Source organism: Paenibacillus glufosinatiresistens, assembly GCF_031470375.1.
GTDB lineage: Bacteria > Bacillota > Bacilli > Paenibacillales > Paenibacillaceae > Paenibacillus_AQ > Paenibacillus_AQ glufosinatiresistens.
In genome coordinates, this window is sequence record NZ_JAVFHT010000021.1 from 22,942 (window position 1) to 48,730 (window position 25,789).

The 25,789-nt window shown below is 59.5% G+C and carries 22 protein-coding genes; all 22 read left to right on the forward strand.

Going from position 1 to position 25,789, the window contains the following annotated elements:
* Window positions 1-25 precede the first annotated feature (25 nt).
* Entirely contained in the window at window positions 26-256 is a 231-nt protein-coding gene (locus tag RBI05_RS16975) for an anti-sigma-F factor Fin family protein (RefSeq protein WP_150458651.1), read from the forward strand.
* A 137-nt stretch (window positions 257-393) separates the two neighbouring features.
* Window positions 394-3,918: a transcription-repair coupling factor gene (gene mfd / locus RBI05_RS16980; RefSeq protein ID WP_310551930.1), complete on the forward strand. Its 3,525-nt coding sequence runs from the start codon at window positions 394-396 to the stop codon at window positions 3,916-3,918.
* Window positions 3,902-5,047: a peptidylprolyl isomerase gene (locus RBI05_RS16985; protein WP_310551931.1), complete on the forward strand. Its 1,146-nt coding sequence runs from the start codon at window positions 3,902-3,904 to the stop codon at window positions 5,045-5,047. Before mfd ends, RBI05_RS16985 begins: the two co-directional genes overlap by 17 nt.
* Window positions 5,048-5,289: 242 nt before the next feature.
* Entirely contained in the window at window positions 5,290-5,832 is a 543-nt protein-coding gene (spoVT, locus tag RBI05_RS16990; RefSeq protein WP_310551932.1) for a stage V sporulation protein T, read from the forward strand.
* A 138-nt stretch (window positions 5,833-5,970) separates the two neighbouring features.
* Entirely contained in the window at window positions 5,971-7,719 is a 1,749-nt protein-coding gene (locus RBI05_RS16995) for a polysaccharide biosynthesis protein (protein WP_310551933.1), read from the forward strand.
* A 67-nt stretch (window positions 7,720-7,786) separates the two neighbouring features.
* A complete protein-coding gene (gene yabN, locus RBI05_RS17000) occupies window positions 7,787-9,280 on the forward strand; it encodes a bifunctional methyltransferase/pyrophosphohydrolase YabN (RefSeq protein ID WP_310551934.1) in 1,494 nt (497 codons plus the stop codon).
* A 155-nt stretch (window positions 9,281-9,435) separates the two neighbouring features.
* Entirely contained in the window at window positions 9,436-9,708 is a 273-nt protein-coding gene (locus RBI05_RS17005; RefSeq protein ID WP_150458656.1) for an HU family DNA-binding protein, read from the forward strand.
* Window positions 9,708-9,986, forward strand: coding sequence for an RNA-binding S4 domain-containing protein (locus RBI05_RS17010; protein WP_150458657.1), 279 nt, complete (start codon window positions 9,708-9,710; stop codon window positions 9,984-9,986). The genes RBI05_RS17005 and RBI05_RS17010 overlap by 1 nt, the downstream gene beginning before the upstream one ends.
* Window positions 9,987-10,377: 391 nt before the next feature.
* Window positions 10,378-10,662, forward strand: a complete 285-nt coding sequence (gene yabP, locus RBI05_RS17015; protein ID WP_310551935.1) for a sporulation protein YabP — start codon at window positions 10,378-10,380, stop codon at window positions 10,660-10,662.
* On the forward strand, window positions 10,659-11,240 hold the full coding sequence (yabQ, locus tag RBI05_RS17020; protein WP_310551936.1) for a spore cortex biosynthesis protein YabQ: 582 nt from the start codon (window positions 10,659-10,661) through the stop codon (window positions 11,238-11,240). The genes yabP and yabQ overlap by 4 nt, the downstream gene beginning before the upstream one ends.
* 62 nt (window positions 11,241-11,302) lie before the next feature.
* On the forward strand, window positions 11,303-11,647 hold the full coding sequence (locus tag RBI05_RS17025) for an FtsB family cell division protein (RefSeq protein ID WP_150458660.1): 345 nt from the start codon (window positions 11,303-11,305) through the stop codon (window positions 11,645-11,647).
* 100 nt (window positions 11,648-11,747) lie between these two features.
* Window positions 11,748-12,239: a S1 domain-containing RNA-binding protein gene (locus RBI05_RS17030; protein WP_150458661.1), complete on the forward strand. Its 492-nt coding sequence runs from the start codon at window positions 11,748-11,750 to the stop codon at window positions 12,237-12,239.
* 453 nt (window positions 12,240-12,692) lie between these two features.
* Window positions 12,693-15,200 (forward strand): stage II sporulation protein E, encoded by a 2,508-nt coding sequence (spoIIE, locus tag RBI05_RS17035; RefSeq protein ID WP_310551937.1) that lies wholly within the window; start codon window positions 12,693-12,695, stop codon window positions 15,198-15,200.
* A 90-nt stretch (window positions 15,201-15,290) separates the two neighbouring features.
* Complete coding sequence (locus RBI05_RS17040) at window positions 15,291-16,034, forward strand: hypothetical protein (protein ID WP_310551948.1); 744 nt, start codon at window positions 15,291-15,293, stop codon at window positions 16,032-16,034.
* The gene (locus tag RBI05_RS17045; protein WP_150458663.1) at window positions 16,018-16,971 is read left to right on the forward strand and encodes a serine/threonine-protein kinase; all 954 of its coding nucleotides are present in this window, start codon (window positions 16,018-16,020) and stop codon (window positions 16,969-16,971) included. Before RBI05_RS17040 ends, RBI05_RS17045 begins: the two co-directional genes overlap by 17 nt.
* Before the next feature lie 52 nt (window positions 16,972-17,023).
* Window positions 17,024-18,478 carry a tRNA lysidine(34) synthetase TilS gene (tilS, locus tag RBI05_RS17050; RefSeq protein ID WP_310551938.1) on the forward strand — a complete coding sequence of 485 codons (1,455 nt, stop codon included), beginning with the start codon at window positions 17,024-17,026 and terminating at the stop codon, window positions 18,476-18,478.
* 39 nt (window positions 18,479-18,517) lie between these two features.
* Complete coding sequence (gene hpt, locus RBI05_RS17055) at window positions 18,518-19,057, forward strand: hypoxanthine phosphoribosyltransferase (RefSeq protein ID WP_150458665.1); 540 nt, start codon at window positions 18,518-18,520, stop codon at window positions 19,055-19,057.
* A 107-nt stretch (window positions 19,058-19,164) separates the two neighbouring features.
* Window positions 19,165-21,219: an ATP-dependent zinc metalloprotease FtsH gene (ftsH, locus tag RBI05_RS17060; protein WP_150458666.1), complete on the forward strand. Its 2,055-nt coding sequence runs from the start codon at window positions 19,165-19,167 to the stop codon at window positions 21,217-21,219.
* Window positions 21,220-21,539: 320 nt separating this feature from the next.
* The gene (nadA, locus tag RBI05_RS17065) at window positions 21,540-22,478 is read left to right on the forward strand and encodes a quinolinate synthase NadA (RefSeq protein ID WP_150458667.1); all 939 of its coding nucleotides are present in this window, start codon (window positions 21,540-21,542) and stop codon (window positions 22,476-22,478) included.
* A 39-nt stretch (window positions 22,479-22,517) separates the two neighbouring features.
* Window positions 22,518-24,128, forward strand: coding sequence for an L-aspartate oxidase (gene nadB / locus RBI05_RS17070; RefSeq protein WP_310551939.1), 1,611 nt, complete (start codon window positions 22,518-22,520; stop codon window positions 24,126-24,128).
* Window positions 24,125-25,000 (forward strand): carboxylating nicotinate-nucleotide diphosphorylase, encoded by an 876-nt coding sequence (gene nadC / locus RBI05_RS17075; protein ID WP_310551940.1) that lies wholly within the window; start codon window positions 24,125-24,127, stop codon window positions 24,998-25,000. The genes nadB and nadC overlap by 4 nt, the downstream gene beginning before the upstream one ends.
* Window positions 24,997-25,764: a type III pantothenate kinase gene (locus tag RBI05_RS17080; protein WP_150458670.1), complete on the forward strand. Its 768-nt coding sequence runs from the start codon at window positions 24,997-24,999 to the stop codon at window positions 25,762-25,764. The genes nadC and RBI05_RS17080 overlap by 4 nt, the downstream gene beginning before the upstream one ends.
* Window positions 25,765-25,789: the final 25 nt, after the last annotated feature.

Genomic DNA, 25,789 nt, shown 5'->3' on the forward strand with positions numbered 1-25,789 from the left:
TATTGTTCCTTCAGGAGGCATAACAATGGCTATACATTATGTGTGCAGACACTGCCGGACCTATCTGGGCAGCATCGACGGCGGCAGAATCAGCGAGGCAAGGCTCGGTCTTCATTCCTTGACCCCCGCGGAGCGCAGGGATATAATAGCGTATGATTCAGAGGGCGAGGTTACCGTCAGGGTTACTTGCGATTATTGCAAGGAGGCTCTGGAGCATCATCCGGAGCTCAGCCTGCTGTCCAGCCCGCTTCAGTGAAGCATGAGAGCGGTACGCCTGTATCCCATTCGTAATGACAAAGCCTTGGCGTCGTGAGCTGAGGCTTCTTTTCAGTTTAATCCATTATTATATATGCGCTGCCCATTCGGCAGCGATCCGTTAGAGAGGTGCGCCTGTTGCTACAAGGTCTTATTGAGGCTTTTTCCAAAGATTCCGATTTCCAGTCGGTGACCCGGGGTGTGGCCGCGGGCATGAAGGAGCAGCTCGTCTCTGGCCTCTCCGGCTCGGCCCGCCAGATTATGCTGGCTGCGCTGCATGAAGAGACCGGACGGCCGCTGCTGGTGGTTACGCATAATATGTTCTCCGCCCAGAAGATGGCGGATGATCTGCAAGAGATCCTATCCCCCGACCGCGTGCTGCTCTATCCGGCCAATGAGCTGGTGGCGGCGGAAGCCGCCGTATCCGGACCGGAGACGCTGGCCCAGCGGATCGAGGTGCTGAACCGGTGCGCCAGAGGCTTCCGGGGTATTGTCGTGGCTCCGTATTCGGGTGTGCGGCGGCTCCTTCCGGCGCCGCAGGTGTTCGAGCAGGCCCGGCTTACGATTGACCAGGAGGGCACGCTGAATTTGGAGGAGTTCCTCCGGTCCATGATCGGGATGGGCTACGAGCGGGTGGAACGGGTCGAGAACCGCGGCGAGATGAGTCTGCGCGGCGGCATCATCGACTTCTACCCGATGACGTCGGAGCTCGCCTACCGGGTGGAGCTGTTCGACGACGAGATTGATTCCATCCGCACGTTCGATCCGGCCGATCAGCGTTCCATCGACAAGGTGCGCAGCATCGTTATCGAGCCGGTCCAGGAGATTATTGCCAGTCGGGAGCGGCTGGCCGAGGCGGCCGACCGGGCCTCCGTGCTGCTGGAGAAGCAGCTGGAGAAGACAGCCGACCGCCAGGCCAAGCAGCGGCTTCGCGAAGAGATCGGGCGCGAGATGGAGTTCCTCCGGGAAGGAACCCATTTTCAGGAGATCTACAAGTATATCGCGCTGCTCTATCCCGAGCGGTTCCATATGTACGACTACATGCAGAAGGATACGCTGCTCATTCTGGACGAGCCGGCCCGGCTTCTGGAGACGGCCAAGCAGCTGGAACGCGACGAATCCGAGTGGAATCTGCATCTGCTTCAGAACGGCAAGACGCTGCCGGACTTCCATCTGTCGGTTGACAGCGATACGGTCATGTACAAGCGACCGTTCCAGAGCCTCTTCATGTCGATCTTCCTCCGCCAGGTTCCGCATGTGCAGCCGCAGAACATTCTGGGGTTCATCAGCCGGGGCATGCAGGATTTCCACGGCCAGATGAACGTGCTGAAGGCGGAGATGGAGCGCTGGCACAAGTCCGGCGTGAAGGTCATCATGCTGGCCGGCGGCGAAGACCGGATTCAGCGCATCCGCCGGGTGCTCGACGATTACGACATTGAAGAGCCGACGATTCTTCAGGGAAATCTCGGCTCCGGATTTGAGCTGCCGTCGATTCATCTGGCGGTTGTCACCGAGAGCGAGCTGTTCTCCCAGAAGCAGCGCAAAGCGCGCAAGCTGTCCAAGAACGTGGACAATGCCGAACGGATCAAGAGCTATACCGAGCTGAAGATCGGCGATTACGTCGTTCACCAGAACCACGGCATCGGGAAGTATATGGGCATCGGCACGCTGGAGGTCAGCGGCATTCACCGCGACTACATGCATATCATGTATGCGGGCGGAGACAAGCTGTCGGTTCCGATCGAGCAGATTGATCTGATCCAGAAATACGTAGGCTCCGAGGATAAGGAGCCGAAGGTCTACAAGCTGGGCGGGAACGAGTGGACCCGTGTCACGAATAAAGTCCGTTCGTCCGTGCAGGATATTGCGGACGATCTCATCAAGCTGTACGCCGAGCGCCAGAGCGCGCCGGGCTTCGCTTTTGACCGGGATACGCCGGAGCAGCAGGAATTCGAGGAGATGTTCCCGTACGAGGAGACGCGCGACCAGGTCCGGGCCATCGAAGAGATCAAGAAGGACATGGAGCAGAACCGGCCGATGGACCGGCTGCTGTGCGGCGATGTCGGATACGGCAAGACCGAGGTGGCGATCCGTGCGGCCTTCAAGGCGGCGATTGAGGGCAAACAGGTGGCGGTGCTCGTTCCGACGACCATTCTGGCCCAGCAGCACTACGAGACGTTCCGCGAGCGTTTCAGCTCCTACCCGATCAACATTCAGGTGCTGAGCCGGTTCCGCAGCCGCAAGGAGCAGAACGAGACCATCAAGGGCGTCAAGCAGGGGACGGTCGATATCGTGATCGGCACGCACCGCCTGCTGTCGCAGGATCTGGTGTTCAAGGATCTCGGCCTGCTGATTGTCGATGAGGAGCAGCGCTTTGGTGTGACCCATAAGGAGAAGCTCAAGAAGCTGAAGACGAATGTCGATGTGCTGACCCTGACGGCGACGCCGATTCCGCGCACGCTGCATATGTCCATGCTGGGCGTCCGCGATCTGTCCGTCATCGAGACGCCGCCGGAGAACCGGTTCCCGGTGCAGACGTATGTGGTCGAGTACAGCCAGACCCTGGTCCGGGAAGCCGTTGAACGGGAGCTGGCACGGGGCGGACAGGTCTACTATCTCTACAATCGCGTGCAGGGTATCCACGAGATGGCGGCGCAGATTTCCATGCTGGTGCCTGAAGCGCGCGTCGGCGTGGGCCACGGCCAGATGTCGGAGTCGGAGCTGGAGAAGACAATTCTTGATTTTCTCGACGGCGAGTACGATGTGCTGGTCAGCACCAGCATTATCGAGACCGGGGTGGACATTCCGAACGTCAATACGCTCATCGTCCACGACGCCGACAAGATGGGGCTGTCCCAGCTCTATCAGCTTCGGGGCCGGGTCGGACGCTCGAACCGGATTGCCTACGCCTATTTCACCTATCAGCGCGACAAGGTGTTAACCGAAGTGGCCGAGAAGCGCCTGCAGTCGATCAAGGAGTTCACCGAGCTCGGTTCCGGCTTCAAAATCGCGATGCGCGACCTCTCGATCCGCGGAGCCGGCAACCTGCTCGGAGCCGAGCAGCACGGCTTCATCGCGTCGGTCGGCTTCGATTTGTACTCCCAGATGCTGGCGGAGGAGATCCGCAAGCGCAAGGTCACGATGCTCGGCGAGGAGGATACCTCGGCCAAGGAGGTCAGCACCGTCATCGACCTGTCGATCGACGCCTATCTGCCGTCCGAGTATATCTATGACAGCGTGCAGAAGATCGAGATCTACAAAAAGGTGGCTGCCGTCTCGACGTTCGAGGAAGCGGCGGAGCTGGAAGACGAGCTCCTGGACCGGTTCGGAGAGCTGCCGGAGGCGGTCGTCAACCTCTTGTCGGTAGCACGGCTGAAGATTTACGGAAGAGTCTACGGACTGGAGACGATCAGCCGCCGGGGAGACGAGGTGTCGCTGAGCTTCTTCGAAGGCCGGATCGCGGCGTTCGACACCGCCGGGCTGGCCAAGGTTGGCAATTCTTTTGAAAGACGTGTACAATTTGAGAAGGGTGACAAGGCGATCATCCGTGTAAAAACGAAAGGATTGGACGACCGCGGTCTTCTGGAGCTGCTGGAGCGGTTCCTCGAAGAGGTCAAGTCGTCTTTCAAACCGAAGGGAGAACTACATGATGCGTTTAAGTAACCGTAAATCCTGGAAGGTTCTGCTGGTCTCGATGGCCGCGGCGCTTTCTTTCTCCATGCTGGCCGGCTGCAGCGACAATGATAAAGATAACGAGGCGGCAGCGAGCAGCTCGCCGAACAGTTCTGCAGGCGCAGCTCCGAGCAGTTCCGATGCACCGGATAACAGTCCGGTTCTGGTGACCTACAAGGGCGGGAAAGTGACCCAGAATGAATTTGACACGAGCATTCATGTGATGAAGTTCCTCTCTCCGGATCAGTCGCAGTACCTCGATATGGATGTGTTCAGAGAGACACTGCTTAAGCAGCTTGCTGCTTTTGAATATTTGCAGGGACAAGCCAAGGATGAGGCGAAGAAGGAAGCGGAGTCCCAGGCGGATACCCAGATCAAGACCTACAAGAGCGGGATGGGCGAGAGCTATGAGAGCTCGCTGAAGGAACAGAATCTGACGGAATCGCAGGTCCGCGATTATATGGTCCGCGTGCTGACCGTCTATCAGGATATGCGGCTCAAGGTGACCGACGACGATGTGAAGAAGTATTTTGACGAACACAAGGGCGATTTCACCGTCGCTTCGGTCCGCCACGTGCTGGTCGGCTTCACCGACAGCAACAATAAGGAACGCACGGACGCCGATGCGCTGAAGCGGGCGAAGGAAGTGAAGGCGAAGCTGGACGGCGGCGCCGACTTCGCTGCCGTGGCGAAGGAATACTCCGACGACACCGGTTCGAAGGAGACCGGCGGGCTGTATGAGAACAAGGCACTCGGCACGTATGTCGAGGAATTCAAGCAGGCGGCGCTGACGCTGCCGCTGAATACGATCAGCGATCCGGTCAAGACGACCTACGGCTACCACATCATGAAGGTGGAATCGCGCACCGAGAAGACATTCGACAAGCTGACCGACGACGAGAAGAAACAGATCAAGAGCACGCTGTCCTCCGAGAAGGTGCAGAGCTTCCTGGAGAAGGATCTGGATGGCATTATTACGAAAATCAATCTGCCGAAGGCTTCCGCTTCGGCAGCGACCGGAGCGTCCGCCGCACCGGCGGCATCGGCCCCTGCGGCAGCGCCGGCAGGATCGGCCGCTCCGGCAAGCGCAGCGCCGGCTGCAAGCCCGGCGGCGCAATAAAACCTTCTTCTCTGATCCCACGGCCATTCAGGCCCGGCGGAACGGCTCTGCCGTCTTCGCCGGGTTTTTTTGGCGTTCCCGCAGGCAGGATGCCTGTCGTCCGGGCGTACCGGGATGTATAAGGAATTGGGAACAGATGAATACTATGGTCAGTACTCAAAGCGACCCGGGTGGGAGGCCTTCTGAGCCCACCGCGCAGCAATAGGCACTATACTTCCTTAGAAAGCGGGGCAACAGGTGAAATGAAGGCAACTGGTATCGTTAGACGCATCGACGACCTCGGTCGGGTGGTCATTCCCAAAGAAATCAGACGGACGCTGCGCATCCGCGAAGGCGATCCGCTCGAAATTTTTGTAGACCGCGACGGCGAGGTCATTCTCAAGAAATACTCCCCGATCGGCGAGCTCGGCGATTTCGCCAAGGAGTACGCGGAGTCCTTGTTTGAAAGTACCGGACATATTACCCTCATTACCGATCGTGACACCTTCATCGCTCTGTCAGGCGGCTCCAAGAAGGATTATCTGGAGAAGCCGGTCGGGCCGCTGCTGGAGAAATGCATGGACAGCCGCAAAACCGTGCTGGAAACGGGAAGCGGCAGCTATGAGATCGGCAAGGATCACCCGGAGGAGCTGTCTTCCTACGTGATCGCACCGATCATCTCCGGCGGGGACCCGATTGGTTCCGTCGTGATGATGAGCAAGGACGAATCGGTCAACATGGGGCAGATGGAAGTCAAGATGGCCGAGACGGCCGCCGCCTTTCTGGGCAAGCAGATGGAGCAGTAAAAGGTCTTACGTTCTCCCGCTTTTCTCTTCCCGGCGGCAAGAAGCCGGGAGAGAGGGCGGGTTTTATTTTGGCCGCGGCGGAATCTACGGTATAATGAAGAACGGTATAAGCAAGGAGAAAGCAGGGCGGAAGCGTACATGAAATCATCCACGACAAGCTCGGAGCTGCTGGAAGGGGCGTTCATGCTGAGCGCCGCGGCGCTGCTCTCGAAGCTGATCGGCACTCTTCAGAAGATTCCGCTGCAGAATTTGGGCGGAGATGCCGTCTTCGGCATTTATAATACGGTGAACCCGATTTATTCGCTGCTCCTGACCGTCGCGATGCTCGGACTGCCGACCGGAATCTCGAAATTTGTGGCCGAGTCGGCTGCGGCGGGGGATTCTGCGACAGCCCGGACGGTGCTCCGACTGGGAGCGCTGCTGTCGGGCGCGGCCGGACTTGTGCTGGGTGCGGCCGCCTATGCCGGGGCGCCCCTGATCGCCCTCTGGGTCGGAAGCTCTCCTATTGTGCCGGCGATTCGGGCGGCTTCTCTGGCGATGGCCGTCGTTCCGGCCATGAGCGCGCTCCGGGGGTATTTTCAGGGACTCCAGAACATGGCGCCGACCGCCCTCTCCCAGATTATCGAACAGAGCGCCCGGGTGGCTGTAATGGTCGGCCTGCTGCTGTATCTGACCGGGGCGGGTGCCGGCGGCGGCAAGATCGCAGCCGGAGCCATGCTGGGCTCGGCGGGCGGCGGACTGGCCGGCCTGGGCGTCATGCTGGTCTTCTGGCGCCGGCACCGGAAGAGCGCAGAGGAGCTGCGGCCGGTGGAACCGAAGACGGCGGGGAACGGAGAGCCGGCCGGACCGGCAGACGGAGGCACGGCTGCGGCCGTGCCGGGCCTGTCGGAGCCGCAGAGAAGGGAAGCGGAAGCCGCGCTGGCCGAAGCGGCCGCGGGGGCGGAGCGTCTGCCGCGGGCGGGAGCCTCCGGGCTGCTTCGGGCCATGCTGCTCTACAGCATTCCCGTCATGCTCGGCAGTCTGGCCGTGCCGCTCGTCAATCTGGTGGATGTGTTCACCATGCCGCGGCTGCTCGCCGAAGGGCGGAGCGAAGCGGAGGCGATGGCCCAGTTCGGCATCTATAACCGCGGCCTGCCGCTCGTCCAGCTGGTGACGATGCTGGCTACCTCGCTGTCGGTGCTGTTCATTCCGTTCATGGCGGAATCCAAGTACCGGGGCGACCTGGAGGAGATCCGGACGCGGACGCGGCTGTCCCTGCGCTGGTTCTGGCTGCTCGGCCTGGCCGCCGCTGCGGGTCTGGCCGTGCTGGCCGCGCCGATCAACCGCGCGCTCTACGGCGACGGCTCCGGCACGGCCGTCATCGCGCTGCTCGGGCTCACCGCCGCCGCCGGCACGGTGAGCATTATCGCCGCCGCGCTGCTGCAAGGGCTCGGCCAGGTGCGCGCTCCCGCGCTGCACCTGCTCGCCTCCGCCGCGCTGAAGGCGGCGCTCAACCTGCTGCTGGTTCCGCAGCAGGGCATTGTCGGCGCGGCCGTCGCCGGCGTGGCCGCCCAGGTGCTGGCCGCAGCGCTGAACGTGCTGCTGCTGCGCAAGGCCGCCGGTCTGCGGCTTCGCCCCGCAGACGTGCTGCTTCGGCCCGCCGGACTTGCCGCGGGCCTCGGCCTGGCCGCCGCCGCCGCCGCTTACGGGGGCGGCGCGGCGCTGGCTGCGGCCGGCGTCGGCGGCCGCCTGGGCGCGCTGGCGGAGACGCTGCTCGGCGTAGCGGCCGGCGTGGCCGCCTTCGCCGTGCTGGCTGTCCGCCTGCGCCTGATCTCCGAGAGCGAGCTGCGCCGGCTCCCGGGCTTCGGGCCGAAGCTGGCCGACCGGTTCGGCCGGCTGATGCGCTGACCGGTGCAGGAGTGGGGAGCAGCTTGGAAATTTGACAGGCCCGCACGGGCCAGAGGAGAGATAAAGGATGAGTGCAAGTCTGACCATCGTCGGTCTCGGCTCCGGAAATCCGGACCGGCTGACGCTCGGCATCGTCAAGCGGCTTCAGTCCGCATCGGCTGTCTATGTCCGTACCCGGGAGCATCCGGTTATGGCCGCGCTGGAGGAGCTGGGCGTTGAGAGCCGCTCCTTCGACGGGCTGTACGAGTCGCTGCCGACCTTTCCGGAGGTATACGCCGCCATTACCGATGCCCTGATCGCGGCAGCCAAGGCGGGAGCTGAAGGCGACCGTATCCTGTATGCGGTTCCCGGCCATCCCATGGTGGCGGAATCGGCCGTATCGCAGCTGCGCCGGCGCTGTCCGGAAGAAGGCATCGAACTGGAGATTCTGGGCGGCGAGAGCTTCCTGGATGAAGCTTTTGTCCGGCTTGGCTTCGATCCGATCGAGGGCTTTCAGCTTCTGGACGCCACGGGCATGCAGCCGTCGCATGTGCGGCCGGAGCTGCACACGCTGATCGGCCAGGTCTACGATTCCTTCACGGCTTCGGAAGCGAAGCTCTGTCTGCTGGAGCGGTACCCGGCCGAGTATGAAGTGACGGTCGGCCATGCGCTCGGCGTAGAAGGGGAAGAAACCATCGTCAAGGTCCCGCTCTTTGAGCTGGACCGGCTGGAGGGATACGGCAATCTGTCGCTGATATATATTCCCGCCGATTCTTCGGAACAGCTGCGCCGCCGTACCTTCGAGCGTCTGCACGAGATTGTCGGGATTCTGCGAAGCCCCGAGGGTTGCCCCTGGGACCGGGAGCAGACGCATGAATCGCTGCGCAAGAATCTCATTGAAGAGACCTATGAGGTGCTGGAGACGATTGACGAGGACGATCCCGAGCACATGAAGGAGGAGCTGGGCGATCTGCTGCTGCAGATTCTGCTTCATTCCCAAATGGAAGAAGAGACCGGGATCTTCAATGTCTACGATGTCATCCAGGGCTTGAACGACAAGCTGATCTTCCGCCATCCGCATGTGTTCGGCGGCGAGAACGCGCCCGATGCCGAAGCGGCGCTCCGCAACTGGGAAGGCATGAAGGCGGAGGAGAAACGGCTCAAGGGCCTGGAGCCGGAGAAGCAGTCCGCTCTAAGCGGCGTGCCGCGCGATCTTCCGGCGCTGATGAAGGCCTACAAGCTGCAGAAGAAGGCAGCCAAGGTCGGCTTTGACTGGGGAGCGGTCGGCGAAGTGCTGGACAAGATCGCCGAAGAGCTGGACGAGCTGCGGGAAGCCATAGCGGAGGGAATGCCTGCCGAGGAGCAGGCGCTGGAGCTCGGCGATCTTCTGTTCGCGGCGGTCAATGCCGCGCGCTTCATCGGCGCCGATCCGGAAGAGGCGCTCAGCCGGACGAACCGCAAATTTCTGCAGCGGTTCGCCCATATCGAGAAGCGTCTTCTCCAGCAGGGGAAGACGCCGCAGGACAGCAACCTGGAGGAGATGGAGACCCTCTGGCAGGAGGCGAAGCGGGAGGAAGGCTAGAGGGGGGCCTTTCGCCTCCTTTTTGAATAAATCGACAGCAGGCGGCAGGAATTTGAAAGCCCATCCAGAATATCAACAAGCATGAAGCGCGTGCCGGCTCCCAGGCTATCCGCACCGTTTCTGAATTTCACGAATACCGGGAGGAACGTGTAACGATGAACAAGACCGATTTGATCAACAGTATTTCCGAGAAGCACAGTCTGTCCAAGAAGGACGTAGAGGTTGTGCTGAACGGTTTCCTCGACGAAATCAGCGGCGCGCTCGCCCAAGGCGACAAAGTGCAGCTCATCGGGTTCGGTACTTTCGAGACCCGCAAGCGTTCTGGACGGACAGGACGCAATCCGCAGACCGGCGATACCATTGAAATTCCGGAATCCACGGTTCCGGCATTCAAAGCCGGCAACAAGCTTAAAGAAGCCGTGAACTAATGCGGCTGGATAAATTTCTGAAGGTCAGCCGCCTGATCAAGCGCCGCACCGTGGCCAAAGACGTGTCCGAGCAGGGCCGGGTGCTGATCAACGGCAAGGAATCGAAGCCCAGCAGCACCGTGAAGATCGGCGACGAGATTACGGTGCAGTTCGGCCAGAAGCTGGTGACCGTCCGTGTAGAGAAGCTGGTCGAGACGACCCGCAAGGATGAAGCGGCCGGTATGTACACACTGCTTCGGGAAGAACCGCTGCCCAAGAGCACCGGTCTGGACTGGTAAGCAGCCGCACGCGGCTTGCCGGAACCGGCCGGTGCAGAGAAGCCTAGCCGGGTGAAACCGCATAGCGTTCTTACACGGAACAACCCCGTTGTCCGCTCGGGAGAGCAGACGGCGGGGTTGTTGTCATTCAGAACTTCAGCACGGCGGAAGGCGCTGCCTTGAGACTGCCGCGGGCTGCCACGAGCTGTGGCAATCCGCTGAAGAGCCGCTTCCCCGTCGGCCGCCTCTCCTTGCACAGGCTTGGATGAGTCGTTCTCCTCAGCTTTGGATAAGTCGCTCGCCTCAGCTCCGTCAGCCTTCAAGCTCGCCGACGCGGATTCACCGTTCCCGTTCTGTTCTAACCTCGACAAGCCCGCCATAGATTAGAACGAGAAGAAAGGGGGCATGATTCATGGTAGATTCCGGCAGACCGGCCAAGCAGCATGATCTGCAGCTGCGCAGCCGCAAGCAGCTTGACCTGACGGGGATACAGAACGTGGAGAGCTTTGACAGCGAGGAATTTCTGCTCCGGACGGAGCTCGGGGGACTGACGATACGGGGAACTCATCTGCATATCAAGCATCTCAGTCTGGAGAACGGGCAGCTCTCGCTAGAAGGCAACGTGCAGTCGCTCGTCTATTTTGATCCCGGCAGCCAGACCAAGTCCAAGGGCCTTCTGGGCAAGCTGTTCAAATGAATCTGTCCGTCCAATGGACGACGCTTCTCCTGATGGCCCTCGCCGGCATTCTGCTGGGACTGGCCTACGACAGTTACCGGGTACTGTCGTGGAAGCTGCGCTTTCCCGCCTGGATGAACGCCGTGCTGGATCTCGTATACTGGGCGGGAGCAGCGCTTCTGGTCTTCCGGCTTCTCTATGCCGGCAATCAGGGGCAGCTTCGCTTCTATGCGCTCCTGGGATTATTTCTGGGCGCCTGGTTCTATTTTCTAATCTTCAGTGTTACGATTCGGCGATTTGTGGTAATGTTAATTCAGGCCGTGCAGCGATGCGGCCGCATGTTGGCCAAGCTGTTGGCCGTGCTGATCGGAACGCCCCTGCTCGGATTGTGGCGGGTGCTGTACGGGACGCTGAAGCTTGTCCTGCGGGTGCTTCGCGGCGTGCTTCGATTCCTCCTGCGGCTGACCCGGCCGCTGTGGGTACTGCCGGTGCGGTATCTGAAGCCGGCCGCTGAGCGGTTGGCAGCGCTTCCCTGGATTGCTTCCGTCCGGAACCGATTCTCCGGGAAGCCGAAGGACCCGCCGGAGCCGAAGGAATGAGGCTCCGGGCGCCGCTTAAGGGTACATAGACGAAGCAACTTGAAAGTGAGGGTGGAAGCGGCATGAACCGATTTGCCACAACCGAAGAAACCGTCAGCTCAAGTCGTCCTCCGGCCAAGACGGCCGGAGTGAGAAGACGCAAGATCATGTGGATGACGACAGTCGTGCTGTTCTTTGCCTGGGCCGGCTATATCTTTGTGGCGCAGAGCGCCGCCATCTCGGACAAGAGCGGAGCGCTTGCCCGCAAGCAGGAAGCCAAGGCCGGGGCCGACCAATCCCTGAATCAGTTGAAGTACGAGGTATCGCGCCTGGGCGACAATGAGTATATCGGCGAACTTGCCCGCAAGCGCTACAATATGTACAAGCCCGGCGAAGTGCCGATTCGCGTGGAAGATAACGGGCAATAATACGGTCAAAACGGGCAGTTGACTCTGTTGCCTTGCCCTGCTCTTTCCTGTATAATCAAATCACCGCAGGCATATTTTTAAGGGAGGATCATTTTATTCTATGGCAATTGAAGTGGGCACCAAGTTAGAAGGCAAGGTGACAGGCATCACGCATTTCGGAGCATTTGTGGATCTGTCAGGAGGTGTCACAGGTCTCGTTCATATCTCGGAAATCGCCGATAATTACGTCAAGGATGTCAACGATCATCTGAAGATCAATGATGTAGTGACCGTTAAGGTGATCAATGTGGACAAAGACGGCAAGATCGGACTTTCCATTAAGCAGGCTGTCGATAAGCCCGCGTCCGAGGCTCGCCCGCCTAGAGCGCCAAGATTCGATCGTCCCGGAGGCGGCGACCGTTTCGGCGGTGGTGGCGGAGGAGGAGGCGGCTACAACCGTGAACGGGGAGGACGTCCTTTCAAACCGGCTGCCGGAAAGCCCTCATTCGAGGATAAAATGTCCCGTTTTCTCAAGGACAGCGAAGAGCGCATGTCTTCGCTCAAGAAGAACACTGAAGGCAAACGCGGAGGCCGAGGGGCCAAGCGCGTCTGAAATCCATAACATAACCGCAGGAGCGCCAGCTCCCGCGGTTTTTTTATGTCCTTATTTCCCGGCCCGCGCTCCCCTTCCCCTGCCCGTCTTCGGGTAGCGGACATCTGCGCATGGATCGGTCCCGTTCGGAAGACTCACCGCTCACCCGAGTCGTCCCTTTTTGTCGGACTTCTTAAAATTTGCGACAGCATCCCGTCCGATCCCCGCTAAGCCGGGGGCATCCGCTGGCGAATGCTTGGACCTGGAGGGAGCGAACAGCCGGGGAACAGGCACAGGCCGGCAAGGCTCAAGGGGCCGCCCGCCAAGGGATCGCCCCCGGTGCGCGCCCAACTCCGCGCCCGGGCGTTTTTGTCGGAAATTTCATGGAAGCGGCCCTCTTGTTCTGACAAACTTTCCGCCGTAGCCCGTCTTATAATGGCAACACAAATCTTTAGACGGGTGGTGCTTGGGAAAATGATGGGAAAGAGCAATGTGATCCAATTTCCGGAATGGACAAGAGCGGAGCAGAGCGAGGAGCAATCGGAGCCGATACAGCCGGGGATGTCCGGCCGGATACGGAACAGCCGAATGTATAATCTGCTGATTACGCGGAAATGGACACTTCTGCTGACGGTGATGGGCCTGCTGCTGGGCCGCGCGATGATTCTGGACGAGCTGTCGCCCTTCGCCGCCGCTTTCTTCGCCGTTGTCCTGTTCATGCGGCGCGACTCCGCCGTGCCGGTAGCCGCCGCCATTCTTATCGGCAGCGCCTTCACGCCGTTCCCGGGCGTTCTGTCCATCGCCGCCGAACTCGCCCTGCTCGTTCTTCTTCACCGGGGACTGGAGGCGTTTCAGCGGGTGGAGCTGTCGTATACGCCTCTCATGGTATTCGTCGCCTCGTTCATGGTCGGACTGTTCCAGGCGGTAATCGGGCCCTCCATCTCCTGGTATCCGCTGATGATGACGGCGCTGAACTCCCTGCTGGCGTTTGTGCTGACCCTTGTCTTCCTTCAGGCTATCCCGGTGCTGATCTACCGCCAGAAGAGCCGCGCTCTTCAGAGCGAGGAGATTCTCTGCCTGATTATTATGCTGGCCTCCGTGATGACGGGGCTGGTCGGCTGGTCGGTGGCCGGCTTGTCGCTGGAGCATATCATGTCCCGTTATTTGATTCTGCTGTTCGCCATGGCCGGCGGTGCGCCTCTGGGGGCTTCGGTCGGCGTCGTGACCGGACTGATTCTCAGTCTGGCGGATATCGGAGCCATCTACCAGATGAGCCTGCTTGCCTTCTCGGGAATGCTGGCCGGGATGCTCCAGAGCGGGAAGAAGGCGGCGGTCGCCTTCGGGATGCTGCTCGGCTCGAGCATTCTCTCGGTTTATTTTACCGGTCCGGGCGATATGCTGGCTTCCACCTGGGAGACCTGCGCGGCGATTGCGCTGTTCCTGGCTACGCCGAAGGCGATCACCCGGCTGATTGCCCGGTATGTACCGGGTACGGCCGATCACAGCCGTTCCCAGCATGAGTATGCGCGAAGGGTCCGCGATCTGACCGCCGAGCGGGTAACGCAGTTCTCCCAGGTCTTCCGCCAGCTCTCCAGCAGCTTCGGACAGATTCCGAACGCGGCCGGAGCCGGAGCGACCGAACGGGAGATGGAGCATTTTATGAACGCGGTCACCGAGGGGCTCTGCTCGGGATGCAGCCGGCGGGGCCAATGCTGGGACCATAAATTTTATCAGACTTATAAATATATGACGGATATGATGACCAAGGTCGAAGAGAAGCCGGAGATTTCGGCGTCCGAGCTGCCCGGCGAATGGAGCCGCCACTGCGGCAGGACGGGCGAGGTGCTGGAGGTGATGAAGAACCAGTACAGCCTCTATCAGCATGATATGCGCTGGAAGCGGCAAATATACGACAGCCGCCAATTCGTGGCCGAGCAGCTGTCGGGCGTGTCGCAGGTAATGGAGGATCTGGCCCGGGAGATCAAGCGCGAAGGGCAGGCGATGTACCGGCAGGAGGCGCAGATCCGCGAGGCGCTGGAGCGGCTCGGCCTGTCGATTCACGGGATAGACATTCTTAGCCTGGACCCGGGGCGGGTCGAGATCGAGGTGGTCCATGCCTACAACCGGGGATTCGATGAATGCCGGAAAATGATTGCCCCGCTGCTCTCCGACATCCTCGGCGAGAATGTCGCCGTTGTGAGCGAGACGGCCGTTCACAGCCGCCAGGGCCTGTCCACCGTCGTATTCGGGTCGGCCAAGGCGTACGAAGTCACCACCGGAATCGCCGGCGCGGCCAAAGACGGGGATATTCTGTCCGGCGACAGCTTCAGCACCGTGGAGCTGGGCAACGGAACGTTTGCCATCTCGGTCAGCGACGGCATGGGGAACGGAGAGCGGGCCCGCATGGAGAGCAGCGCCGCGCTGGGCATGCTGGAGAAGCTGCTGCAATCGGGAATGGACGAGAAGCTGGCGGTGAAGTCGGTCAACTCGATTCTGCTGCTCCGCTCCCCGGATGAGTTCTATGCCACGGTGGACATGGCGTTGATTGATCAATACTCGGCTCAGACGACATTCATGAAGATTGCGTCCGCTCCGAGCTTCATCAAGCGGGGGAGCGAGGTGATTCCGGTCAGCGGGAGTAATCTGCCCATCGGCATTATTCAGGAAATCGAAGTTGAGCTGATTACGCTGCAGCTTCATCCGGGCGATCTGCTCATCCTGATGACCGACGGCATCTACGATGCGCCGGGGTATGCCGTCAACAAGGAAATCTGGATGAAGCGGCTGATTCAGGAGATAGACAGCAGCGATCCGCAGGAGATCGCCGATTGCCTGCTGGAGAAAGTCATCCGCTATTCGGGCGGCGAGATCCATGATGATATGACGATTCTGGTCAGCCGGCTTGACCATTATCAACCGGAATGGTCGACGCTGCATATGCCTGGCCTGTCGCGGATGGAACGGCCGCGGACGGTCAGCTGACCTTTTCTCTGTTTGGTCTTTCACCGCGTTTGAAATCTCTCGGCAGCGGAAATGCTAGGAAGAGAGAATGGAAAGGCGGGGAAGAGGATGCTGAATCAAATTTTGCTGATTACCGACGGATGCTCCAATGTAGGGGAAAGTCCGGTGATGGCGGCGGCGCATGCGCTTCAGGAAGGCGTTACAGTCAATGTGATCGGGGTGATTGATTACGGGACCATCGGCGAGCTGGGCAGCCGGGAGATTGAAGACATCGCCAGGGCGGGCGGGGGTCTGAGCCGGATCGTCGGCACGCCCCAACTGGCGGGAACCATGCAGATGATGACCCGCAAGACGGTGGTGGAGACGATTCATCAGGCCGTCAACCGGGAAGTGCGGAGGGTGCTGGGAGATTCCTCGATCGAGGAGCTTCCCCCGGGAAAACGCGCCGAGATGGTTCAGGTCGTCGACGACCTGAGCGAGACGGCTCCCCTCCGTATCGCGCTGCTGATCGACGCCAGCGCCAGCATGAAGCCGAAGCTGGCCGCCGTCGAGGAGGCGATCCGCGATCTGGCGCTCAGTCTGGAGGCGCGGGGCGGCCTTAGCGAGATTGCGGTCTTTCATTTTCCCGGTTCGGCCGGGGAAGAAGCAGCGCTCGATAAGGACTTTACCTCGGATAAGTCGGAGCTTCGCTCCCTGTTCGGCCGGCTGCGGATGAGGGGGGCAACGCCGACCGGTCCGGCGATCTTCCGGGTGCTTCGGCATTTCGGTTATGGTACACTGGAAGCACCAATGGATCGAAGGGCTGCAGGGGATTACGAGGAAGGGGAACGAAGATCGGGTGGCTATCTCGTCTAGCCCCTCCTGGGCGCCGGGAACGGCGATTGTCGGCAAGTGGCGCGGCAATCGCTATATCGTGGACCGGCTGCTCGGCAAGGGGGCCAACGGAATCGTATATTTGGTGCACCGCGAGGGCCGGCGGGAGAAGTATGCGCTGAAGATCGGATACGATACGCTGGATCTGCAATCCGAGATCAATGTCCTGACGTCGCTTCAGTCGCGGGAGAAGTCGCGCGAACATCGCGGAGGCCGGGCGAAGAAGCCTTCCCGCCCGGCTTATTTGCTGGAAGCCGACGATGACCAGGAGGGCGGGTTTCCTTTCTATGTCATGCGGTATGTACAGGGTTCGCCGCCGCATGTTTTTTTGAGACGCAAAGGGCGCAGCTGGCTGGGGCTGATTGGACTGAAGCTGCTCGACCGGCTGTGCACGCTGCACGAATGCGGGTTTGTCTTCGGGGACCTGAAGCCCGAGAATATCGTTGTCTCCGACTATGGCGAAGCCGAGCTGATCGACTACGGCGGGGCGGGCCCCAAGGGGCGGAGCGTGAAACAGTTCACGGAATGGCATGACCGCGGCTTCTGGAACGCCGGAAGCCGCAGCGCCGACGAGGGCTATGATCTGTTTGCTTTTGCGGTGCTGTGTCTGCGGCTGCTTGATGAGCAGGGATTGAAGACGGCGGCGGCCGGACTTCCCCAGACCCGGAGCGTCGATGATTTGCTGAAGCTGGCCGTCCGGCTACCGGACCGCGGTCTGTCCTCATGGCTCAAGCTTGCGCTGAAGGGCGGATTTCCGAGTTCCCGCGAGGCCAGAGAAGCTTGGAAGACCCGGGTGTATCGCGCCGGGAGAGAGGCGATGCGCCACGACCGGGTTGCAACGCCGGGCTGGCTGGTCGGCGCCTTTGTGCTGTCGCTTCTGGTGCTGGCTGCCACTCTGTACTGGATGGCCGGGTTCTGACGCGGTATGATAGATCTTAAGCTATGGGTGCAGGCGGAGAGGATGGGCCGATATGGAGCAGTGGAACCGGCTGGTGCGGGCCGTAGAGGAAGCGGCGGGCGAGCATGGGCTGTGGAAGGCGAACGACCGGATTGTGGTCGCAGTATCCGGAGGGCCGGATTCTGTGGCTCTTTTGCATGTTCTTCGCCATATTTCCCTGCATTCGCTCCCTCTGAGCCTGATTTGCGCGCATGCCGATCACGGATTTCGGGAAGAATCCAGAGCGGAAGCCGAGCTGGTCCGCAAGATGGCGGACGAGCTGGGACTTCCGCTGGAGACGGCAGAGCTTCATGTGCCGGCCCATCTGGCAGAGAGCGGTCTTGGACCGGAGGGGACCGCCCGGGAGCTGCGGTATGCCTTTCTGGCGGAAGCGGCCGCACGGCACGGGGCCACGGGCATCGCGCTTGGCCATCATGCCGACGACCAGGCGGAGACGGTGCTGCTGCGGCTTTTGCGGGGAAGCGGTCCGACCGGTCTCGCGGGAATGCGGTGGAGACGTCCGTACAAAAAAGTGGAACTGCTGCGGCCTCTTCTCCGTATACAGAAGGCGGAGCTTGTCGGAGTCTGCCGCGAGCAGGGGTTTCCTTTTGCCGAGGATGCCAGCAATCTTCAGAGCCTGTATGTCCGCAATGCGGTACGGCTGGAGATTCTGCCCTTCCTGGAGAAGTACAGCCCGAGGCTTGGACAGTCGCTTAACCAGCTGGCCGAGATCGCAGCAGCCGAAGATGATTATATGGAAGCAAGCGCCGAGAAGCTGTACTTCAGGATCGTGCGCAGGGAAGGAGAACGGATATCGTTCGACCGGCACGCATTTGCCGGCGAGGCGTCCGCTTTACAACGGCGTTTGATTAAACTAATATTAAATTATCTGTCGGCGGACACGTCGGCGGTGGATTTTCCCAAGATTGAAGCGGTCCGACGAGGGGCGCTGCAGGCCCGTCCGACAGTCTGGAATCTGGATCTGGGCGGCGGGGTAACCTGTAAGCGGCAGTATGATACGATTGTCTTCACATCTGCTCCCTCCGGGAAGCAGACCAGCTATACATACGAGATGGAGATGCCTGTGTCCCGGCTGGAAATTCCGGAGATCGGCCGAAGTCTCGCAGCTGCGGTGCTGCAGAGGGAAGATTGGGCATCTCGGAAGGTTGAAGGCAACCGCCTGACGGCGGGGTTTGATCTGGAGGGTCTGGCATTTCCCCTGACCGTTCGGTCACGCCTGCCTGGAGATACCATGCGAATCATGGGATTAAACGGAAGCAAAAAGGTTAAAGATATTTACATTGATGATAAAATACCTTCTTCCGAACGCCATCGCATTCCGATTGTCTGCGACGCACTGGGCCAGATTCTCTGGATTCCCGGCGTCCGGCGATCGGCTCACGCCGCCGTTGGCCGGCACACGGCAGCGGTCCTTTTTCTGTCTCTGGAGGAAGGGAATGATGCGCCGGACGCGCTCCGACAGGAGTGACGGATTGCAAGCATAAGATTACCTTAGGAGGTACGCAAGTTGCAGAATGACATTCAGGAAGTGCTGATCAGCGAAGAGGAGATCCAGGAACGGATCAAGCAACTGGGCGCCGAGCTCAGTGCCAAATACGAGGGGCGGACTCCCCTTGTCATTTGCGTGCTGAAAGGCGCGTTTATTTTTATGGCCGATCTGGTTAAAGTCATTACAGTACCGGTAGAGATGGATTTCATGGCCGTCTCCAGCTACGGGGCCGAGACCAAGTCGTCCGGTGTCGTGAAGATCATCAAGGATCTCGACGTGCCGGTCAGCGGCCGGGATGTTCTGATCGTCGAGGACATCATCGACAGCGGACTGACGCTGAGTTATCTGATCGAGCTGCTGCAAGCCCGCGGAACGGCTTCAATTGAAGTTGTTACCCTGTTCGACAAGCCGGCGGGACGCACCGTTAAGCTGGAAGCCGATTATACCGGCTTCGTCATTCCCGACGAGTTCATCGTCGGCTATGGCTTGGACTACGCCGAGAAATACCGGAACCTCCCTTACATCGGGGTGCTGAAGCCGGAAATTTACTCCAAATAGCCTATTGACAGACCGGATGTCCGGCTCATTTTCCCGAAGTTCCTCTATTTGAGGTGCTCCGACAGGCTATGGTACAATAACTTAAGTGTTGTGAGAGGAGGTAGGGGATGAATCGGTTCATCCGAAATTCTGGTTTTTATTTGATTTTATTTTTAGTCGTGGTGGGCATCGTCCAGTTTGTCAGCAACGGAAATGAAGCCGCCGATTTCCCTAGATACGACCAACTTCGCCAGGAGATCAAGAACAACAACGTTAAGACCTTGACCGTACAGGCGGAGAACGGTGCCTTCCAGGTAACCGGCAAATACAAGGAGAAGCCCGAAGGGGCCAAATCCGAGAACTTCTCTACCTACATTCCTCCTACTGATACGGCTCTCAATGAGCTGGTTGACGCCAGCGAGGCGAACGGCGTGGAATATTCCCAGAAGAAGATGGAAGGCGACAGCATCTGGTTGACGTTCCTCTCCTCCATTATTCCGCTCGTAATCATGTTCATTCTGTTCTTCTTCCTGTTCAACCAGGCGCAGGGCGGCGGCGGCAAGGTCATGAATTTCGGCAAGAGCAAAGCCCGCCTCTACAATGAAGAGAAGAAGCGGGTCACGTTCGAGGATGTTGCCGGGGCCGACGAAGAGAAGCAGGAGCTTGTGGAAGTGGTTGAGTTCCTCAAAGACCCCCGCAAATTTGCTGCCGTGGGCGCGCGCATTCCGAAGGGCGTTCTGCTCGTAGGCCCTCCGGGTACCGGTAAAACCTTGCTTGCCCGCGCTGTTGCCGGCGAGGCAGGCGTTCCCTTCTTCAGCATTTCCGGTTCGGACTTCGTGGAAATGTTCGTCGGGGTCGGCGCATCCCGCGTCCGCGACCTCTTCGAGAACGCCAAGAAGAACGCGCCTTGCATTATCTTTATCGACGAGATCGACGCCGTCGGCCGCCAGCGCGGCGCCGGACTTGGCGGCGGTCACGATGAACGCGAACAAACGCTGAACCAGCTCCTCGTTGAGATGGACGGCTTCGGCGGCAACGAAGGCATTATTATCGTAGCGGCGACGAACCGCGCCGATATTCTCGACCCTGCCCTGCTCCGTCCGGGACGCTTCGACCGTCAGATTACAGTAGACCGTCCGGACGTCAAAGGACGCGAAGCGGTGCTGAAGGTTCACTCCCGCAACAAGCCGCTGACCAAGGATGTGAAGCTTGACGTCATCGCCAAGCGCACAACCGGCTTCACCGGCGCGGATCTGGAGAACCTCCTGAATGAAGCGGCTCTTTTGGCCGCCAGACGGAACCGCAAGGATATCACCATGCGTGAAGTCGACGAGGCCATCGACCGTGTGATCGTCGGCACCGAGAAGCGGAGCCGGGTGATCAGCGACCGGGAGAAGCGCATCGTGGCTTACCACGAAGCGGGTCATACCATCGCAGGTTATTACCTGGAGAATGCCGATATGGTCCACAAGGTAACGATCATCCCGCGCGGCCGTGCCGGCGGATATGTGATCATGCTGCCGAAGGAAGACCGCATGCTGGTAACGAAGCAGGAATTGCTGGATAAAGTGACAGGCCTCCTCGGCGGCCGGGTCGCCGAAGAAATGTTCATCGGCGAGATCGGCACCGGCGCTTACAGCGACTTCCAGCAGGCGACGCGGATTGTCCGCTCCATGATTATGGAGTACGGAATGAGCGAGAAGCTCGGACCAATGCAGTTCGGCACCAGCCAGGGCCAGGTATTCCTGGGCCGCGATATCGGCCACGAGCAGAACTACAGCGATTCGATCGCCTACGAGATTGATCAGGAAATGCAGCGTTTCATCAATGATTGCTATGAACGCTGCCGCAAGCTGCTCGAAGAGCATGCCAATGAGATGCACCTGATTGCCAACACGCTGCTCGAGAAGGAGACGCTCGAACTCGACCAGATCCGTGAACTGATCGAGCAGGGCTACTTGTCCGAAGACGGCAAGCCGGATGAGGCCTCCGCCGAGACGGCTCCGGAGACAGGTGAACCCGTCATCGACAACGTCGGCGATGTGCGCGTGCGCATCCAGGGCAAATCGGAAGAACCGCTGTCAACGCCGGGCGGCGATGTGACGAAGGACATTCCGACCCGCCCGCAGGATGGCGGAAGCAATGACGGCAACGGCAATGGCAGCGGCGGCCCGTTGAGCTAAGGGCGCTGCTCATTATTCAAGAGACGGTTACGACCGCAAGGCTACTTGCGGCGGGGCCGTCTCTTTTATTTTGGCAGCCTCGGAGTTCTTCTTCTGATACTTAAAATTTGCTGTAACTCCCCGTCCGCTTTCATTGACACAGCAGAATCCGTTGTGTACATTAGTGATTAACAATGACTGAATATGAAGATTCCGGGAAGCGGAATCGTCGGTGATTGCCGGAGACTATGCAGCGCGCGATTATGTTACTCATTTCACGATCATGGGTGTGCGGCATAGAGCATGGCTGTCGGCCGTGAGACATAAGGGGGATACGAGAATTGGAAGCTCTGGCGCTGGAGCACAAGCAGGAGCAGAACCGGGAACTGCGCGAGCGGCTCGAACAGCTGAAGAAGGAACGCAATGCCATTATTCTGGCGCATTATTATCAGCGCGATGAGATTCAGGAGGTTGCCGATTTCCGGGGCGACTCGTTCCTGCTGGCTCAGAAGGCGGCCGAGACGGACGCCGAGACCATCGTCTTTTGCGGGGTTCATTTTATGGGAGAGAGCGCCAAGATTCTGGCGCCGAACAAGACCGTCCTGATCCCGGACGAACGTGCCGGCTGCCCAATGGCCGATATGGTCAATGTGGACGGATTGCGCAAGCTGAAGGCGCAGCATCCGAACGCCAAGGTGGTTACGTACATCAACTCGTCGGCAGAGATCAAGGCGGAGACCGATATTTGCTGCACCTCGGCCAATGCCGTTCGGGTAATCGAATCCCTTGATGCCGAAGAGATCATCTGGGTACCGGACAAGAATCTGGGCCGCTACGTTCAGGAGAAGACCGGCAAGAAGATGATTATTTGGGAAGGCTATTGCAACACGCATGATATGCTGACGGTCAAGGATGTCTATGAGATGAAGGCCAAGTACCCGGAAGCGGAATTTGTCGTTCATCCGGAATGCCGGCCGGAAGTGGTCGCCCTGGGCGATTTTGTCGGAAGCACAACCGCTATCATTGATTACTGCCGCCGGTCGGACCGGAAGGAATTCATCGTCGGAACCGAGGACGGGACCGGTTATCAGCTCCGCAAGGACAGTCCGGACAAGAGCTTCCATTTTGCAAGCAAATTCCTGGTCTGCCCGAACATGAAGGTCAACAATCTCAAAAAGCTGGTCAAATGTCTGGAGACCATGAAGCCGCAGATTTATGTGCCTCAGGCCATCGCCGACAAGGCCAGAATCTCCTTAGAGCGCATGCTACAAGTCAAGTAGCATGCGCTACTCTTTCGTTGAAACAGGTGAAACGGTCTCATGATTCCACAATATTTGGTTGATTTTGATCTTCGTGAACTGCCGGTGGTCCGCACGGACTGCATCATTATCGGATCGGGCATTGCCGGCCTGTTCACGGCCATCCGTGCCGCCGAAGACCGCAAGGTCGTGATGCTGACCAAGAAATCGCTGATGGAGAGCAATACGCGGTATGCCCAGGGCGGCATCGCCGCCGTAATCGCCGAGGATGACTCGCCGGAGTTTCATTTGCAGGATACCTTGATGGCCGGTGCCGGGCTGTGTTCGCGGGAAGCGGTCGAGGTACTGGTAAACGAAGGGCCCGAGGGCGTGCAGGAGCTGATTCGGCTCGGGACCAAGTTCGATAAGGAAGACGGCGTGCTGGCGTTGACTCAGGAGGGGGCGCACAGTCACCGCCGGATTCTGCATGCTAACGGCGACGCCACCGGCTACGAGATTGTGCGCGCGTTGTCGGAGCAGATTGCGAACCATGACCGGATTGAAGTCTGGGACGATCACTATGTCATCGACCTGATTACCGAAGACGGCGAATGCCGCGGCGCACTGGTTCAGCGGCCGAACGGAAGCCGGCTGTTTCTTCAAGGCGATGCGACGATTCTGTGTTCCGGCGGGGCCGGCCAGCTCTACCGCTATACGACCAACCCGGAGGTGGCGACCGGAGACGGGGTAGCGATTGCCTACCGCGCCGGCGCGCACATCCGCGACATGGAATTTATCCAATTCCACCCGACGGCGCTGAGTTATCCGGGCGCTCCCCGCTTTCTGATCTCTGAGGCGGTTCGGGGGGAGGGCGCCGTTCTGCGCAACATCCACGGCGAGCGGTTCATGGAACGCTATCATGAGCTGCTGGAGTTGGCTCCGCGCGACATTGTGGCCCGGGCCATTATTGACGAGATGGAAGCGACCAAATCGACGTTTGTGTATTTGGATATTACCCACGAATCGGCCGAGAAAGTGAAGCACCGGTTCCCGACCATATACGGGACCTGCATCGGCTATGGACTCGATATTACGACAGACTGGATTCCGGTGGCTCCGGCTGCGCATTATATGATGGGCGGGATCAAGACCGATCTGAACGGCGAGAGCAGCATCCCGCGTCTGTTCGCCTGTGGAGAGGTCTCTTCGACGGGCGTACACGGCGCGAACCGGCTGGCCAGCAATTCGCTGTCCGAAGCCATTGTATACGGCCGCCGGATTGTAGACCGCATCTGCAGTCTTCCCGGTCTTGGAGAAGCGCTGCCGAGTGCTGGCTGCGATGAAGGCCGCAGCGAGCATCCATCCCAAGCGGTAGTGGAACGGCGGCTCAAGCTGCAGAAGGTCATGGTGCGCCAAGTCGGTCTGCGGCGCAGCGAAGAGACGCTGACGAAGGGGCTGGAAGAGCTGAAACGGCAGCTTCCGATCTTTGCTTCCCGGCTGACAACGCCGGAAGATCTGGAGTTCGCCAATATGCTGACCTGCGGCCTGCTCATCACGGAGTCTGCATTGGCCCGCCAGGAGAGCCGCGGGGCTCATTACCGTGAAGATTTTGCCCAACGGGACGATGTGTGCTGGCGGAAGCACCTGCTCCAGATTCGGGAGCTGGGTATAGTGGAGGAGAACGAAGCATGATGTTTAACGGATATAATGAAGAATTGGTTCAGTCCATAAGAGGTTGGCTCCAGGAGGATGTCGGTTCCGGCGATGTGACGACGCGGACGACAATACCGGCCGGCCATCAGTCCAAGGGCATTATTCATGCCAAAGAGGACGGGGTAATCTGCGGCGTGCCGATCGCCGAGCTGGTCTTTGAGATCGTCGATCCGGGCCTGTCGTTCACGGCCCATGTTCAAGATGGGCAGTCTATTGCCAAGGGAACGGTCATCGCCGAGGTTGAGGGCAGCACCCATGCCATCCTGACGGGAGAGCGGCTGGCGCTGAATCTCATGCAGCGGCTCTCGGGTATCGCTACGCGAACCCAAATGTTCGTTCAGGCGCTCGAAGGACTGCCGACCCGGCTTGTCGATACCCGCAAGACCACTCCCGGGCACCGGATGCTTGAGAAATACGCGGTCCGTATCGGAGGCGGAGGCAATCACCGGTTCGGCCTGTATGACGCTGTCATGATTAAGGATAACCATATCAAGGGCGCGGGCGGCATTGCCCAGGCGGTAAGCCGGGCCCGCGCGAATATTCCACATACGATGACGATTGAGGTGGAGACCGAGAATCTGGATCAAGTCCAGGAAGCGCTGGAGGCCGGAGCCGACATTATTATGCTGGACAATATGCCGCCCGCCCTGATGAGTGAAGCGGTCGCCCGGATCAAGGCCGCAGCCCCCAGGGTCAAGACGGAAGCGTCCGGCAATGTGTCGCTGGAGACGGTGCGCTCGATCGCCGAATCGGGTGTGGACATTATTTCCGTCGGCCGTCTGACCTACTCGTTCAACAGTCTGGACATCAGTCTGGATCTGAACGCGAAGAAGGGAGGGGCTCCGGCATGATGCTGGTTGTCGATATCGGAAATACGAATATTGTACTCGGCGTCTACCGCCGGCAGGAGCTGCTTCATCACTTCCGGCTGAGCACGGACCGGCAGTCCACCGCCGATGAATACGGCATCCGGATTCATAATTTGTTTCAGATGTCCGGCCTTTCCGTTAAAGAAGTAGAGGGCGTCATCATTTCCTCGGTCGTGCCGCCCATTGTCCAGGTGTTCGTCGATATGTGCGTCAAATATATCGGAATTGAACCGCTTGTTGTGGGGCCAGGCATCAAGACCGGCCTTAATTTGCGTTATGAGAACCCGCGCGAGGTCGGAGCCGACCGGATTGTGAATGCGGTAGCCGCTGTCGAGCGGTATCAATGTCCGCTGGTCGTGGTCGATTTTGGCACAGCCACTACGTTCGACTGCATTGACGCCTCAGCCAACTATTTGGGCGGAGCGATTGTCCCCGGGATCGGGATTGCGACGGAAGCGCTCTACCAGCGCGCCTCCAAGCTTCCGCGCATTGAGCTCGAGAAGCCGAAGAAGGTCATCGGCCGCAACACGGTTCATGCGATGCAGGCCGGTATCATTTACGGATATGCAGGACAGGTGGAAGGGATCGTCAAACGAATCAAGACCGAGATGAAGGCGCCTGATCTGAAGGTGATTGCCACCGGCGGCTTGGCCCCGCTGATAGCGGACGAGACGGACTGTATCGACGAGATCAATCCGATGCTGACGCTGGAAGGCTTGCGCCTTATTTATGAACGCAATCAATAAAGGCAGAACCACGATATTTTATTAA

Bases quoted from the DNA above. Each gene is read 5' to 3' on its own strand.
- RBI05_RS17030 (WP_150458661.1), top strand. From the start codon at position 11,748: ATGGCAATTGAAGTGGGCACCAAGTTAGAAGGCAAGGTGACAGGCATC.
- RBI05_RS17025 (WP_150458660.1), top strand. From the start codon at position 11,303: ATGAACCGATTTGCCACAACCGAAGAAACCGTCAGCTCAAGTCGTCCT.
- yabN (WP_310551934.1), top strand. From the start codon at position 7,787: ATGAGTGCAAGTCTGACCATCGTCGGTCTCGGCTCCGGAAATCCGGAC.
- RBI05_RS17005 (WP_150458656.1), top strand. From the start codon at position 9,436: ATGAACAAGACCGATTTGATCAACAGTATTTCCGAGAAGCACAGTCTG.
- RBI05_RS16985 (WP_310551931.1), top strand. From the start codon at position 3,902: ATGATGCGTTTAAGTAACCGTAAATCCTGGAAGGTTCTGCTGGTCTCG.
- yabQ (WP_310551936.1), top strand. From the start codon at position 10,659: ATGAATCTGTCCGTCCAATGGACGACGCTTCTCCTGATGGCCCTCGCC.
- yabP (WP_310551935.1), top strand. From the start codon at position 10,378: ATGGTAGATTCCGGCAGACCGGCCAAGCAGCATGATCTGCAGCTGCGC.
- RBI05_RS16975 (WP_150458651.1), top strand. From the start codon at position 26: ATGGCTATACATTATGTGTGCAGACACTGCCGGACCTATCTGGGCAGC.
- nadC (WP_310551940.1), top strand. From the start codon at position 24,125: ATGATGTTTAACGGATATAATGAAGAATTGGTTCAGTCCATAAGAGGT.
- RBI05_RS17010 (WP_150458657.1), top strand. From the start codon at position 9,708: ATGCGGCTGGATAAATTTCTGAAGGTCAGCCGCCTGATCAAGCGCCGC.
- RBI05_RS16995 (WP_310551933.1), top strand. From the start codon at position 5,971: ATGAAATCATCCACGACAAGCTCGGAGCTGCTGGAAGGGGCGTTCATG.
- spoIIE (WP_310551937.1), top strand. From the start codon at position 12,693: ATGATGGGAAAGAGCAATGTGATCCAATTTCCGGAATGGACAAGAGCG.
- RBI05_RS17080 (WP_150458670.1), top strand. From the start codon at position 24,997: ATGATGCTGGTTGTCGATATCGGAAATACGAATATTGTACTCGGCGTC.
- nadB (WP_310551939.1), top strand. From the start codon at position 22,518: ATGATTCCACAATATTTGGTTGATTTTGATCTTCGTGAACTGCCGGTG.
- ftsH (WP_150458666.1), top strand. From the start codon at position 19,165: ATGAATCGGTTCATCCGAAATTCTGGTTTTTATTTGATTTTATTTTTA.
- tilS (WP_310551938.1), top strand. From the start codon at position 17,024: ATGGAGCAGTGGAACCGGCTGGTGCGGGCCGTAGAGGAAGCGGCGGGC.
- spoVT (WP_310551932.1), top strand. From the start codon at position 5,290: ATGAAGGCAACTGGTATCGTTAGACGCATCGACGACCTCGGTCGGGTG.